The organism is Pseudomonas sp. IT-196MI5 (assembly GCF_949767415.1).
Lineage (GTDB): Bacteria > Pseudomonadota > Gammaproteobacteria > Pseudomonadales > Pseudomonadaceae > Aquipseudomonas.
On sequence record NZ_CATKPZ010000017.1, the window covers coordinates 1 to 14,600 of the forward strand.

The 14,600-nt window shown below is 57.2% G+C and carries 8 protein-coding genes and 1 pseudogene; 4 read left to right on the forward strand and 5 right to left on the reverse strand.

Going from position 1 to position 14,600, the window contains the following annotated elements:
• The 3 genes from ACM6IK_RS13190 to ACM6IK_RS13200 form a co-directional block, all read left to right on the forward strand.
• Window positions 1-3,604, forward strand: a 3,604-nt coding sequence (locus tag ACM6IK_RS13190) for a beta strand repeat-containing protein (RefSeq protein ID WP_414874687.1), incomplete at its 5' end; no start/stop codon positions are given.
• 320 nt (window positions 3,605-3,924) lie between these two features.
• Window positions 3,925-5,937 (forward strand): hypothetical protein, encoded by a 2,013-nt coding sequence (locus ACM6IK_RS13195; protein ID WP_414874688.1) that lies wholly within the window; start codon window positions 3,925-3,927, stop codon window positions 5,935-5,937.
• A 204-nt stretch (window positions 5,938-6,141) separates the two neighbouring features.
• Window positions 6,142-8,418 carry an autotransporter outer membrane beta-barrel domain-containing protein gene (locus ACM6IK_RS13200; protein WP_414874689.1) on the forward strand — a complete coding sequence of 759 codons (2,277 nt, stop codon included), beginning with the start codon at window positions 6,142-6,144 and terminating at the stop codon, window positions 8,416-8,418.
• Window positions 8,419-8,602: 184 nt separating this feature from the next.
• On the opposite strand, the gene ACM6IK_RS13205 is transcribed toward ACM6IK_RS13200, so the two are convergent.
• Window positions 8,603-9,811 (reverse strand): carboxypeptidase regulatory-like domain-containing protein, encoded by a 1,209-nt coding sequence (locus tag ACM6IK_RS13205; protein ID WP_414874690.1) that lies wholly within the window; start codon window positions 9,809-9,811, stop codon window positions 8,603-8,605.
• 142 nt (window positions 9,812-9,953) lie between these two features.
• Window positions 9,954-10,172, reverse strand: a pseudogene (locus ACM6IK_RS13210) (EAL domain-containing protein); the annotation flags it as partial.
• Between the two features lie 155 nt (window positions 10,173-10,327).
• Between ACM6IK_RS13210 and ACM6IK_RS13215 the strand changes: the two are divergent.
• Entirely contained in the window at window positions 10,328-11,350 is a 1,023-nt protein-coding gene (locus ACM6IK_RS13215; RefSeq protein WP_414874691.1) for a hypothetical protein, read from the forward strand.
• Between the two features lie 57 nt (window positions 11,351-11,407).
• Here ACM6IK_RS13215 and lapD read toward each other — a convergent pair whose 3' ends face one another.
• The 3 genes from lapD to ACM6IK_RS13230 all read right to left on the reverse strand — a co-directional run bounded on the left by lapD (window position 11,408) and on the right by ACM6IK_RS13230 (window position 14,590).
• Window positions 11,408-13,348 (reverse strand): cyclic di-GMP receptor LapD, encoded by a 1,941-nt coding sequence (lapD, locus tag ACM6IK_RS13220; protein ID WP_414874692.1) that lies wholly within the window; start codon window positions 13,346-13,348, stop codon window positions 11,408-11,410.
• A gap of 22 nt (window positions 13,349-13,370) precedes the next feature.
• Window positions 13,371-14,078 (reverse strand): cysteine protease LapG, encoded by a 708-nt coding sequence (gene lapG, locus ACM6IK_RS13225; RefSeq protein WP_414874693.1) that lies wholly within the window; start codon window positions 14,076-14,078, stop codon window positions 13,371-13,373.
• A gap of 116 nt (window positions 14,079-14,194) precedes the next feature.
• The gene (locus ACM6IK_RS13230; protein ID WP_414874694.1) at window positions 14,195-14,590 is read right to left on the reverse strand and encodes a YbaN family protein; all 396 of its coding nucleotides are present in this window, start codon (window positions 14,588-14,590) and stop codon (window positions 14,195-14,197) included.
• Window positions 14,591-14,600 lie beyond the last annotated feature (10 nt).

A 14,600-nucleotide genomic window follows, 5' to 3' on the forward strand; every position in this document is an offset into this window, starting at 1 on the left:
AACCCTCAACGGCCTCGACGTGTATGGCGGTGAGCTGACGGTTTACGAAAAAAACCTCAGCGACGGCAACAGCCCCGACACGCCAGCCCTGACCCAGAGCGGCACCTTCACCGTGACCGCACTCGATGGCCTGCAAACCCTGACAGTGGGCGGCATCACCGTGGTCAGCGGTGGCGTGACCGCCGGCTTCCCGCAATCGATCAGCACGCCGCTGGGCAGCACCCTGACCGTCACCGGGTTCAACGCGGCGACCGGGGTGATCAACTACAGCTACACCCTGAATGACAACGAAGCGCACCCGACGGGCAACGGCGCCAACAGCCTGGCCGAGAACTTCAACGTCGTGGCCACCGATACGGACGGCGACAGTGCGACCGGGCAGCTCAACGTCAATATCATCGATGACTTGCCAAGCGCCAAACCTGACTCGTCGTCGGTGACGGAGGGTGGAACGGTCAACATCAGTGTGCTGGGCAACGACATCAGCGGCGCCGACGGTCCGGCGACGGTGGTCGGCGTACGCGCCGGCAGCAATACCTCGACGTCGGCCATCGGCGGGCTCGGCAATCAGATCAACGGCACCTATGGTTACCTGACCCTCGATGCCAACGGCAGCGCGGTGTATCACAGCAACCAGAATTCGGTCGGCGATGCGGGGGCGACCGATACGTTCACCTATACCGTGCGCGATTCCGATGGCGATGAAAGCACCACCACCATCACCATCGACGTGGCCAACAGCATCATCAAGGCCAACCCCGATAGCGACGTGACGGTCTACGAAAAAGCCCTCGACCTGAGCAAGGACGGCCAGGACCTGGCCGCCGCTACGGTCACCGGCAGCGACCCGGGCAACACTGGCGAAACCGCGTCCGGCACCCTGGTCGGTTCTGTATCGGGTGCCAGCGGCGCGGTCACCTACACGCTGGTCGGCAGCGCCACCGGCACCTATGGGCAAATCTTGCTCAACCCCGACGGCAGTTACACCTACACCCTGACCTCGGCTCCGAAAACCTCGCCGAATGCCAACGACGGGCCGAACAGCCTGAGTGAAAGCTTCACCTACAAAGCCACGGATGCGCTGGGCAACAGCAGCACCAGCACCATCGTGGTCAACATTGTCGATGACGTGCCCAGGGCGGTGGCAACGGATCGCTCGGTGGCGGCGGTGGAGATCGATTCCAACCTGCTGATCGTACTCGACGTCTCCGGCAGCATGGCCGACCCTTCCGGCGTGTCGAACCTGTCGCGCCTGGATCTGGCCAAGCAGGCCATCAGTGCCTTGCTGGATAAATACGACGACCTCGGCGATGTGAAAGTGCAACTCGTCACCTTCAGCAGCAGCGCCACCGACATGACTTCGGTGTGGGTCGATGTCGCGACAGCCAAGACACTGCTGGCCGGCCTCATCGCGAACGGCAATACCAACTACGACGCGGCCGTGCTGACCATGCAGACCGCCTTCAACACCTCGGGCAAACTCACCGGTGCGCAAAACGTCGGCTACTTCTTCTCCGACGGCAAGCCCACCACCGGCCAGGAAATCGGCACTGCCGACGAGACTGCATTGAAGGCCTTCCTCGATGCAAACGACATCAAGAACTACGCGATCGGCCTGGGCAGCGGCGTCAGCAACGCCAACCTCAATCCACTGGCCTATGACGGCAGCAGCCACACCGACACCAATGCGGTGGTGGTGACCGATCTCAACCAGCTCAACTCGGTGCTGTCCGGCACTGTGATCGGCGCACCGGTCACCGGTTCGCTGCTGGGCGAGGGCGGCACATTCGGCGCCGATGGCGGCTTCATCAAAACCGTCACGGTGGACGGCACCACGTACACCTACGATCCGAGCGGCAACAGCAATCAGGGCTCGCTGAACTTCAGCGGCGGGCTCAACCACGGCACGTTCAATACCGTGGACAACACGTTGAGCATTGCCACCAACAACAGCGGTACCTTGCAGATCAATCTCGACTCCGGTGAATACGCCTACATTTCGCAGAAAACCACGTCGGTGTTGATCACCGAAAACATCGCCTTCACCGCCAGCGACAACGACGGCGACCTGACCAGCTCCACCTTGACGGTCAAGGTCATACCCAATGCACCGCCAGTGGCTGGCGATGATAACGTCATCACCAACGTGCTCTCGGGCACCGTCGTGGTGCCGGGCGAACTGTTGCTGGCCAACGACACCGACCCCAATGGCGATCAACTCTCGGCGACACCGACCTCGTTCAACACCGGCTGGATAGCCAAGGGCGCGGATTTCACCGGCACCGGCGCGATCAGTTTCACCGGCACCAACAACAACCCCGCCAACCAGAGTCTGGCAGACGTGCGCAATGCCTTTGCGGCCAACACGGCGACCATGACGGCGCTGCTGGTGATCAGTGGCTATCTCGGCGCGGCGAACAACTCCAATGGCAGCAATGAAGACCTCATCACGGTCAAGCTGAAACAAGGCGAGACGCTCAACCTCGATCACAACCTGGACCCTGGGCATATCACGATGGAGTATTCGCTCAACGGTGGCGCGTTCGTCAGCATCGCCGATGGCGGCACCATCACCGCAAGCGCGGATGGCACCTACCAGATCCACCTGACCAACGTCCCCAACCCCGGTAACGGCAATACGAACGCGGCGGAAGACTATCAACTGACCATGACCGTCAACTACGCCGGGGCACACGACGTCACCCCGGACTATCACGGCACCTACACCGCCAACGACAACCATGGCGGCAGCGACTCGGCCAACCTGACCATCAGCTATCAGGACGGCCACACCCTTACCGGCACCAGCGGGGACGACGTACTGGTGGCGGGCACGGGCAACAACATCATCAATGCCGGCGACGGCAACGATGTGCTGACAGCCGGCTCCGGCAACAACGAGCTGCACGGCGGCGCCGGCAATGATCTGCTCTTCAGCGGTTCGGGCAATGACATCCTCGACGGCGGTACGGGCATCGACACGGCCAGTTACGCCCACGCCAGCGCCGGAGTGACGGTCGACCTCAGCCTGCTCGCTGCGCAGAACACCCTGGGCGCGGGCTTGGACACCCTGACCGGCATCGAAAACCTCACCGGGTCGAACTTCAACGACACCTTGACCGGCGACAACAACAGCAACGTGATCAACGGCGGCCTGGGCAACGATATCCTCAACGGCGGGGGCGGCGATGACTGGCTGATCGGTGGCCTGGGCAACAACACCCTCACCGGCGGAGCGGGGACCGACACCTTCCAGTGGCTCAAGGGCAACAGCGGCCATGACGTGATCACCGACTTCACCCCCGGCACCGACAAGCTCGACCTGTCGCAACTGCTGCAAGGGGAAAACGGCACCACGGCTTCACTGGATGACTACCTGCACTTCACCGTCACCGGCAGCGGGCCGTCGACGGTGACCAGCATCGACGTCAGCGCCATGGCCGGCGCCGCGCCGAACCAGACCATCGACCTGGCTGGCGTCAACCTGGCCAGCCATTACGGTGTAACGCCGGGAGCGGGTGGGGTGATCGCGGGCGGGCATGACACGGCGACCATTATCAACGGCATGCTCAATGATCATTCGTTGAAGGTGGATACCGTGTGACCTGAAAACCCACTAAAGAACCCGCCATCCCTGTGAAGGGATGGCGGGTTTTTTGTCTGTGACAGAAGTGAAAGTCCGACCGATGGTAGGGAGAACTGTAATTTCTGACAGTAGCCAGTCCTTCTTCGCTGCCTTTAAATCAAGTCTCGCCCCATGAGTAAACAGGTGAGCATTCCTTAAACACTCATGTGTGCCAGAGCATCTCGATGCCCTGTTTTGGCACGCGCAAACCGGGCTTATCAAACTGGCGCCGAGTCTTCGTGGATAGGGCTTGAGTCGACACGTGGGCAGAACGTCCGATTACTGGAAGGAACTGCGAAATGACCATTGTTGAAAAAACAAACACGCTGAAAACCAGTTCACTGCGCAGCAGGAAAAAGCCTCGCGTCCCTGGACCGGCAGATTACGATGCGCCCGGAGTGGAATCGCCTGTGTTGCTGGGGCCGACAGATGATGACCCGGGTAATCAGGTCAAATCCCAAGACCAGGGCCTTGCGGTGAGTCTGACCTTTGCAAACCTGCCCGCTGGCGACAATCCGGACAAAACTCGGGTGAGGGTACAAGCAAAGTGGGGAGGTACCCTGATAGGGAACATAGTCGAGGGCCTTACGCCTTTGCCAGCTAACTGGGCAGACGATAAAAGGCTGGTGATTCCAGCCGACAAGACAGACGAACCGGGAGAGCACGAGGTTAGATACAATGTGAAGTTTGGCCTGAACGGCAAGGATTCTGATCCGATAACCATTCATGTCGATAAAGAAGCGCCCACACTGAGCGAGGCAGTCACCTATCCCGATGAAATTAAAAAAGACGGGTTTACCCATGAGTATTTTGAGGACGTCTCAGCCCATGCTTTATTAAGTTACAAGGACACGTACGCCGGCGCCAAGACAGATGACTTGTTTGAGTTCTGGATGGGAAAGATAGGTTTGGACGGGAAGCCTACTGCTGATTCGACGCTCATTGAAACGGTGAAGCTCGTTTCGCCCAGACAAGCACTGGAAACCAAAAAACTTACAAGGGCATTGATTACGGTAGACGAAGGAACAATCGATTTGTTCGCATACGTAACGGATCGTAAGGGCAATCGAAGCTTGGCATCGCCACCCGTTACGGTTCCAATTTCAATGATTCCCATGCCCAAGGACCTGACACTGGACATCGTGCTGGAACATGGTGATGTGACTGATCGGGCGATTTTGTTCCGGGATACGCAAGTACCTGTACATGGTAAACATAAGTTTCTGAACTGGAGAGCTGGTGACAAGTTGCGGAGACAGATCGCTAGTCAACCTGCAAAGGTTATCGATATCCCTAGCGCCCCGCCATTTATTGATGATATCACTTATAAAGAGCTTCTGGATGACGGGAATCTGGATCTTAAAAATCTTGAATACAAGTACCAGATTCAACGTGGCAACAAGCTGATCCCTGGAACGCCAATCGTGAAAGTACTGAAAGTGCATTTGGATAAACCTGGTGAGCAACCGGATAACCCCGATGATCCTGGTTTGCCAGGCTCTCCAGATCCGAAGTTGAATGTTGTCAATGTGAAAGGTTTAAACCCTAGGCCGAATTATCTTAATGCGCACGATAAGGTCTTGGGGGCAAAGGTCCGCATGTTAATTTACAAGGGGCATAAAGAAGATGATGTGATTGAATTTTATTACGACGGTGCGCTTATTCCAAAAACCTTGACGCTGGATGGCACTGAGACAGATGAAACAATTTTGGAAGGTGATATTCCTCCGAATTACATTGCTGGCGGGGGGAACAACAAACAAATGCGTGTTGGGTACATTGTTTGTCATCCGGGTGTAAATGATACGATTGCTGTCGCTGTAGATCAGCACGTCGATGTCTATGTCGATGAGATTTTTATGCCTCAACCCGGTTTTAAAGTAACCGGTGATCCTGGAAACGGTGACGGTGAAACGGTGTATTGCGATTCTTTGGTGCGTGATCCAGATACGAACAAGGTTGCAGTCGAGGTTGTATTTGCTCCGGATGCAGAATTTGAGGGTAAAAATATTTCATTTGCCATCCAGGGCTATGAAAACGTAGTCGACGGCGGAAACAACAAGCCAGGTATTACGATAGAGGGTGCATTTGCCCGTGTGGAAAAAAAACCTACTCTTGCCGAGGCAAAGGCTGGTTTTAGTGTGTTCTTTGAACATACTGTCTTCCAGACGATTTTCAACGGTTGGTGCGAACTGACGTGTGCGTCAATCCAGGACGGATACTACACACGCTCCGAATCATTACTGTTCCGCGTCACCATGAACCATGGTGATGGCTCGTATTGCGAACTCCCCCCTCCCTTGACCAAATAATCTGGAGGCGCTTAGGCGCCTCCATTTTTTTTTCAAGCGTTTTTTATTGTGCGGTGGACTGGATTGGGAATGGCGGTTTTTTCTGATGCGTTTAGAGATTAATCCTACATTTTCCCGTAGGAAGAGTCGGTATCGTCTGCCGCCTTCGTAGTCCTCCAGGCGTCATTGTTCAGTGAGGGCGCAATGATAGAAGGATATGAATCCATGACGATCCGCACAGCAGCAAACCCGACTTTCACCTTACGATCCATTGGAGCGCTGGCGTTGATGCCGGCCTTTTTTTTGAGCTCATCCGCTGCTTTTGCAGCGGTCATCGTCGATAACGGCAGCACGCTGGATGTCGATCCGACAAGCGCGCCTGTACCTATCGACTATTCGGTGCGTAATAACAGCGTTCTCAATGTGAACGGTGCCACGACGCAAAGCATCACGATTCAACGTGGCTCGACGCTCAATATCAACGGCGGCACCATCAACGGCAATGCCGGTGGCGACGGAATAACCATCAACGGTAGCCGGGGGACTATCAATCAGGCGACGGTGACTGCTGACGGCATCGCACTGTTGGTCAACCGGGAGCCCGACTCGACCCAGGGTTCGGTGGTGACCGCCGCAAACAGTCACTTCAGTGGCGCCATCTCCGGTGCCGCCGTAACGAGCTTCAGCACCCTTGACCTGATCAATAGCACGGTCACGGGGACGGATACAGACAGCTTCGGCCTGATCGTTGCGGGCGGTTCCGTTCGTGCAACCGCCAATACGCAAATCAGCGGTGATGCCGCCGGTATCCGGTTTGAATCGGACTTCCCCGTAGGCACCGCGTCGTTGGTGCTGGACGGCTCGAGCGTAGTGGGCCGCAGCGGGCCGGCGTTGGAGGTGGACGGTGGTGTCGACGCCACGATCGAGGTGTTGAACGGCTCCACGTTGGCGGGCGGCAACGGCAATCTGCTGGAAGTGCTGGGCGCATCCACGGCCGCCATGAGAGTGGCTGGCAGCGTCTTGCAAGGCAACGTGCAAGTCACCGACGACAGCACCGCCAACCTGACGTTCGATCGAGGCCGGATGACCGGCGATGTAGTGGTCGAAAACGGTTCCAGCGCCAATGTCACCCTGCAAAACGGCTCGCAGTTCACCGGTCGCCTGGATAACGTCACGGGCGTCACGCTCAGTCAATCGAACTGGACCATGACCGGTAATGACACCGTTGGCACCCTGACCATGGAGGGTGGCCGGGTTGACTTCGGTAATGCCGCGGGCGCATTCCGTCAACTGAACATTGGCACCCTCGAGGGCAGTGGCACGTTTGCCATGAAGGGCGATTTTGCGACCGGAACCGGTGATTTTCTCAATGTGACCGGCGCAGCCAATGGTCAATTCGGGCTGGAAGTCGCGGCTTCGGGCACCGATGCGGTGGCCACGAAGCAACTGGCACTGGTGCGCACCGCCAGCGGCGATGCGCAGTTTTCGCTGATCGGCGGCCGGGTGGATCTGGGCACCTGGTCCTACGATCTGTCTAGCGCCGTCGATGGCAACGGCGGAACAGAGTGGTTCCTCGACCCCACCACGAAAACGGTCAGTCCTGGTGCCCAGACGGCGTTGGCGCTGTTTCGCACCGCGTCGACCATTTCCTATGGCGAGCTGAAATCACTCGAAAACCGCATGGGTGATTTGCAATCGGACGGCAATTTGCATGGCGTTTGGGTACGGCCCTACGGCAACAAGTACAACGTCGGCGAGGGAGCGGGCGTGGCCTACCAACAGCGGCAACAGGGCGTTTCCCTGGGCGCCGATACACGTCTGGGCAACGGTCCCTGGAGTGTCGGGGTGCTGGCCGGTTACAGCCAGTCGGACATTGATCTCAAAGGCGGAAGCAGCGCAACGGTTGATAGTTTTTACGCCGGTCCATACGTTGGCTGGCAGGATCCGGACAACGGTTACTACGTCGATGGCGCGCTGAAGTTCAACCATTTCCGCAACGACTCGAAAGTCCGTTTGAGCGACGGAACCCGCGCCAAAGGCGATTACAGCAATTCGGCCGTCAGCGCACTGGTGGAAGTCGGCCGCAACATCCGGCTGGCGGATGACTGGCGGGTCAAACCTTCCGCCCAATTGTCGGCGGCGGTCATCGAGGGCGCAAGCTATGACCTCGACAATGGCATGGACGCCGACGGCGATCGGACGCGTTCGTTGCGTGCCAAGTTGGGTGTCGCTGCCGGTCGTGACTTCAACATGGCCGGCGGCACCGTCGTGCAGCCATACGGGCGTGTCGCGATGGTTCATGAGTTTGCCAACAACGACAACGTGCATGTCAACGGCAACGAGCTCAACAGCGATTTGTCGGGCAGCGGTTTTGAAGTGGGTGGTGGCGTGTCGGTTTCCATGGCGTCCAATGTACGGGTGAGTGCAGACCTCGACTACGGTAAGGGGGAAAATTACGAACAACCATGGTCGGTGACACTGGGGGTGAGTTACGGGTTTTAATGGCTTGGTATATGGGGGATGAAAAAAACCGCGTTAAGCGGTTTTTTTCGTTTGGCAGGTACTACTGAGGAAAAACCTGTGGGGTAATCAGGTAAACAACCCTGATCGTTTAGTGGTATACCCGCCTTCGAGGAATCGGCTGACCGTGAGAGTCCTTGACGCTTTTAATGACGGGTTTGAGATCCTACTCCTCGATGGTAATCGTCCATGCATTGGACTCGGCATTGTCTCCATAGTCTGCCACTGCAATAAATTCATAAGTGGTTCCGTTGACCAGGTTCGGAACAAGTCTGGCCCACATGCCCTTATCGTTGGTCGGTTCTGGTTTCTGCTCCGGATCGGTGACACCATTGATCTTCAGCTTGATCGCCGCTGACTCGGCAGCATCACCCCTGACAATTACATAGTTGTATGGGGTGCTACCGTGGTCATCGATGAGCTGGCCGCACCTATCCAACACACGGGTATTGCGCGGCTTGATGATGGATTCCACCTTGAAGGTGCGCGGTGGCGCGGAGATCTCGCCATCGCCATACAGCGCCTCGACGGTCAGGCTGTAGGCATTGGGGGTCACATCCAGTACGATTTCCCAGAACCCGTCGTCATCCCGAGCGGTATCCGTTGCGTTGTCGATTCGCGCATTGTTATTGCGCAACTGAACCTCTTCGCCTGGCCTGGCATAGCCGCTGACGGTTACCTTGTCGTCGAAGGTCTCGCCGCCTTCGGCAATGCTGCCATTGGAATCCACCACATCATCGAGACTCAAGTCCACATCAAATACGACCTTGAAGGCGAACACACCGGATTCTTTGCCATTGGCTGCCTTGATTTTGATGCTGTAATCGTCAACAGTGAGCCCATCAAGGGTGAGATTGAACAGCCCGTCACCATTAACAGTGGTTTTCTTGTCCGTGGATGTGTTGCCGTTGAACGCTTCGACTTCCATATTGGGAGGTGCGTAGCCGGAGAATTCCAGTGAGTCGCCATTGTAGGTACCGCCATTTTCAATCTGGCCATCCTTGCCAATGACTTTGTCGATGATCGGCGTCTCAGTCGCCAGGACGATAACGTAGGATGTGGAGTAGTCTTGAGGCGGGGATTTCTCGATAGCGGTAAAGCGGTAGCGCTTGAAGTCCAGCAGTGTGGACGATGTGATCCAGGTTCCTGATCCACTGCTGGTCGCGCTAGTGATTCTGGTCACGCCATCGCGAATCCAGAGCTCCGTCGTTGCGCCGGCCGTACCCTTGAAGGTCAGGGTGTTGTCAAAAGTTATGGTGTTTCTACCAACGGAAATACCGCTGCTATCCAGGATTTGATCGAAGGTTACTGTCGCGGTTGTTTCACTCTGTGCGTCTGGCGAGAGTACCGGGGTATTTGGTGGTTTAGCGGTCATGATGTTGACTCCGAGCGTTGAAAAGTGAGGATGCCGGAGTTATTTAAAACCCGTTCCGATAGCTTGCCTACTGTCATAAATAACAGGTTCAAGTCGGTTTCCGATCAATGGTAGAAGTTGTATTGGCAGCCGGGATGTCTGGCTACATTGGCTTTGGCGGACCGATCAACCGCCCCATCGCGCCGAAAACCCCCAACTCTCTGATGGCCACCAATTCCCCCGGCGTTTCGACTCTCTCGGCAATCAACGGCAAATCAATACTGTGGGTCGCGCGAAAAATTGCGTCGATGAACCGCCGTTTATCAGGCTGCTCGTCAATGTTGCGAATGTAGGCCCCATCGATTTTCAGGTACACCAGGCCCCAATTGAAGTTGGTGGCGTTACTAGCATGGAATGGTGTTTTCTTATTGCGATTTATTCTGGTTTAACTGGTATTTTTGACAGTGGTACTTATGTGCATGTTTTTTTAGAGTGGTGTTTCTTCTTTGAATACATTGCTTTTTAAGAGGCGGCATCATGACGGCGACAACAGCTTTTTCGGGAACTCAAAACTCTCCATGGGAACAGGCAAGTTTTTTCATGAATGGCGAGCAAGTGTCATGGAACTCGCCAGGTATCGGGCTTCGCCGTGGGCAGTCAAATGAATTGATAGTTAAAGCGCCCTGGCTGAACGGAACTAAAATCAATCTGGGATTGGTGAATGACAACGGACTGGTCATCGGAGCCGAGCCTGCATTCGGTGATTGGGTGTCGGTAAATGACGGTGAAGCAAGTTGGAGACTGACGCCGGAGAATTTAAGCGGGCGTGTCAGGCTGGTGTTCTTCACCAGGGAATTTGATCAGGTTCATGAGTTTCCGTGTTGGGTACTGTCGGCCAACTTGTCCGATGAAGGGTACGCTACGTTGGGCGGGACCCTCCTACCAATACCTGTAGGCCCGAAAGAGTTTTTGCCGGGTGTAAGTAAACACCTCAATTTTCGAGCTAACCCTGGGAGCCCCATTGCAGGCTTTCCACTGATGTTGAACTTTACATTCAAAGAGCCCGGGTTACCCGATCCGCTGACCAGCAGCCCCCTCATACTGACCAAAACCACTGATCATGAATGGTATCTGACCGGCATAGTGGACACTAGAGAGATAGAATTCAACCTCGTCATAACGGGTCAAGGGATGACGCCGCTTACAGTATCGGATTGCATCAGGCGCTCCTCAAACCTTTTGGATTATGCAACGATCAAGCTGAATGGAGTGGATATTCCTGCTGACGGAGCACGGTTCAAGGGCGGTGTATCAGAAACACTGAGTGTTGTTGTTAAACCGGGCAGCCCATCACTGGGGTGGGTGGTTTTATCCTGGCAAAAGGGCGGTGGACAGCTCAATGGAAATTACTTTAAGAGCGATCCTGCCTTCACTTCTCCAACCGGCAGTATGACTTGGAATATAACCTGCCCTGCTCAAACTCGTGGTGAATTTGCGTTGAGTATTGGAACGTCTCTTAGTCACATAAGGACCAGCTTTCGTTGTTTTCTGGAGCCATAAACCATGTAGTTGACGCATTTGGGGACGGCTCCGGTGATCGGGTCATCCCCAAATACTTCACATCGACTGCGGCGGTCCGACCAGGCGCCCCGTTACGCCAAACACCCCCAGTGCCCTGATCACCTCCAACTCCCCTTGGGTTTCTACTTGCTCCGCAATCAACGGCAAATCGATGCTGTTGGTCGTCCGGTAAAGTGCCTCGATAAACAGCCGTTTATCAGGCTGCACGTCGATGTTGCGAATGTAGGCCCCATCGATTTTCAGGTACGCCAGGCCCAATTGGGTGAGGTTGCCGATCTGGCTGAAGCGCCCGCCAAAGTGTTGCAGGCCGATTCGATAACCGCTGGCAAGCAGGCTGTGGCTCATACGCTGCAATTCTTCGGGGGACGGTAACTGGCGCTCGTCGATTTCCAGGGTCAGTAGCGGCGCCAGTTCGGGCAAAGAGTCCAGCAGGTCGAGGATCGTTCGCCATTGCTCCGGGTCGCGCAGGGTGCTGCCGGACAGACTCAGCGCCAAGGGTCTGCGGTTGACCACCAGTTCGTCCAGCGTGGCTTCGAGCATTGCCAGGTCGAACCGTGCCGACCAGCCGAGACGCTCGATCCACGGCAGGAAGTGCCCGGCGGCAATCGCCTCGCCCTGTGGGTCGAGCAGGCGTGCGAGCACCTTGTGATGCAGCACCTGGCGGGTGTCGGCGCATTGCACGACGGGCTGGAAGTACAGCTGCATTTTGCCTTCGCTCAAGGCATCGTCGATCCAGGTGCGCCAGTCGTGCTGGGAGTGATTCGGCGCCGTGTCACGATGGCTCGAATGCACCCAGGGGCGCTCGGGATGCTGCCGGGACTCGGTCAGTGCCTGGTCAAGGCGCAGGAGTACGTTGCTGATCGGCTCTCCGGGGCGGTAGGCGACAACGCCCAAGTGGGCAACGGGCATGCAGTCGCTGGCGCCGGTCAGGCGCAGGTTCTCAAGGCTGGCACTGACGTCGGAGGCCAGACGCGCGGCATTTTCAGCGTCCAGACCCGGTGTCAGCAGGCTGAATTCGCCGCCCCGATTGCGCGCCGCCAGCCAGGTGCGACGCTCCGGCAATTGAGTCAGGCGCTTGAGCAATTCGCCCACGGCACGGATCAGTGCGTCAGTTCGTTGGCCACCCAGTCGCTGGTTGAGCCCGTTCAGGTCATTGATCCGCAACATCAGCAAATGGCCATCGCGGCTCTGTTCACACACACGCAAATGGTCGGCCAGTTGTTCGTCGAGCAGGCGCCGGTTGGCCAGGCCGGTGAGGCTGTCCAGATAGGATTCGGCGCGCAGTTTTTCGCTGCGTGCGGCCTCTTCGGCGAACAGTGCCTTGAGCTTCTCGACCATCTGGTTCATCGCCAGCACCACCCGTTTCAACTCCGGTGTGCGCGGCAGTTTCGGCAGGCTGAGAAACTCGCGTTTGCTGATGGCTTCAGCCTGTCGGACCATGCTGTCGAGTGGGCGCAATTGCCGGCGCAGCATCCATCCTCCAAGCACCGCACTGAACAGCCCGCACAACAACAACCAGATCAGGCTGCCGAGAGTGCTGTCCCAGAGCTTGGCCAGGGCAAATTGCGGATTGCTCAGCACTTCGACCCGTGCCAGCTGTTCCCAACCGCGCATGATCAAGGCGTCGCCGCCTTCCGGGCGCAGGTCGACCAGGTTGACGAACCAGTCAGGTGCACCGTCGATTTTTGTCGGTGCGCTGCGCTCCACCAGGGTTTGCTGATCCTTGAGCCTGATGACGCGGATGCTGCTGAAATAGCCACTGTCGAAAATCGAACTGACCATCAGCTCCATCATGGCCGGGTCATCGACCTGTACGGTCAGTGACAGCCCCAGCGCGGTGGCTGCGTCCTGGGCGTGGGCGCGCAGCTGACTGAGGGTTTGCTCGCGGGAGCTTTCCAGGTCGGCAAAAAAACTACCGCTGAACGCCACCAGCAGGAACAGGCAGATGGCCAGGAACAGCTGTTTACGCAGTGTCATACATCGCTCCTTGCCATGGCGGTCAGCCGTCCCCTATGTCGAAGCCTTCGGCCTGCATCTTTTTCAACACGTCCTGCCAGCGCGACAGCTTTTTCGGGTCGCTGCTGCGCTGGCCGCCGTTCTTGCCCGGCAGGTACAGACCTTCGGCATTGAAGGCGTACACCGGTAGCAAGTCTTTGCGTTCGGACGCGGGGCGGATATCGCCGATCAGGTTGTCCAGTACCAGCGGGTCGGTCGTGGGGGTGCTGTAGAACGTCAGCACCATATGCGCCTGGTTCTGGCTCAGGGCCTTGACGTAGGTGATGCGCAGTTTTTCGCTGGGAATGCCGAGTCGGCGCAGGCTGAAGTATTTCGCCAGGGCATAGTCTTCGCAGTCGGCGGCACCCTTGATCAGGGCTTCGACGGGGGTGGCCCAATAATCGGTCTGTTGCCAGATGCGCGTGTCGTCCTGAAAGGTCAGCTGCTGATTGAAGAAGCGGTTCACCGCGTTGAGTTGCTCAGGTTCGGGCGCGCCGCGTGTGCTCTGCAGCATTTGACTCCACGCTTCGATCCGGCCTCGCGCCCGTCCCGGCGGGCCGTAGCGTTGTTCAACGGTTTGCAGAATCCGTGAAAAGTCCCAGTCGGCCCGGACCCCGTTGAATGCAGTCAGTAGCAAACCAGCCAGCAGCATCCAGCCGCCGAGCCGAAGTCGGAGCGCTGGCCATCCTGGACTACGCAGACTGCGGGCCATGACTGGCTGCTCGAGTGTAGGTTTGTGGAGTTTAGGTGGTGTTTTTGCGGGGGGAGGGCAGGTCGTCGGTCGAAGGACGCTGAATGAGCTTTTTGTGGCGAGGGTGCCGGGAGACTTCAGGACTTGCGCAGGGTTTTCTGCTTGAGGATGTAGACGGTCACCAGCACCGCACTGGTCAGCATGAACCCCCGTGCCCAGGGCAGCGGCACCAGGTAGCTGGAGAACAGGATGCTCGCCCACATCAGGCCAATGGCGTAGACCTTGCCCTTGAGCGGAATGCCATTGCCGTCGAGGTAGTCGCGAATCCATGGGCCAAGCCGGGGATGCTCGACCAGCCATTGATAAAAGCGCGGCGAACTGCGGGCAAAGCAGGCGGCCGCCAGCAGCAGGAAAGGGGTGGTGGGCAATACCGGCAGGAAAATTCCGATCACCCCCAGCGCCACGCTCAGCCAGCCGAGAGCCAGCAGCACGTAGCGCAACATCAGGGGGCGGTTGCCTATGGGGTTGTCCATAGGCGCAACC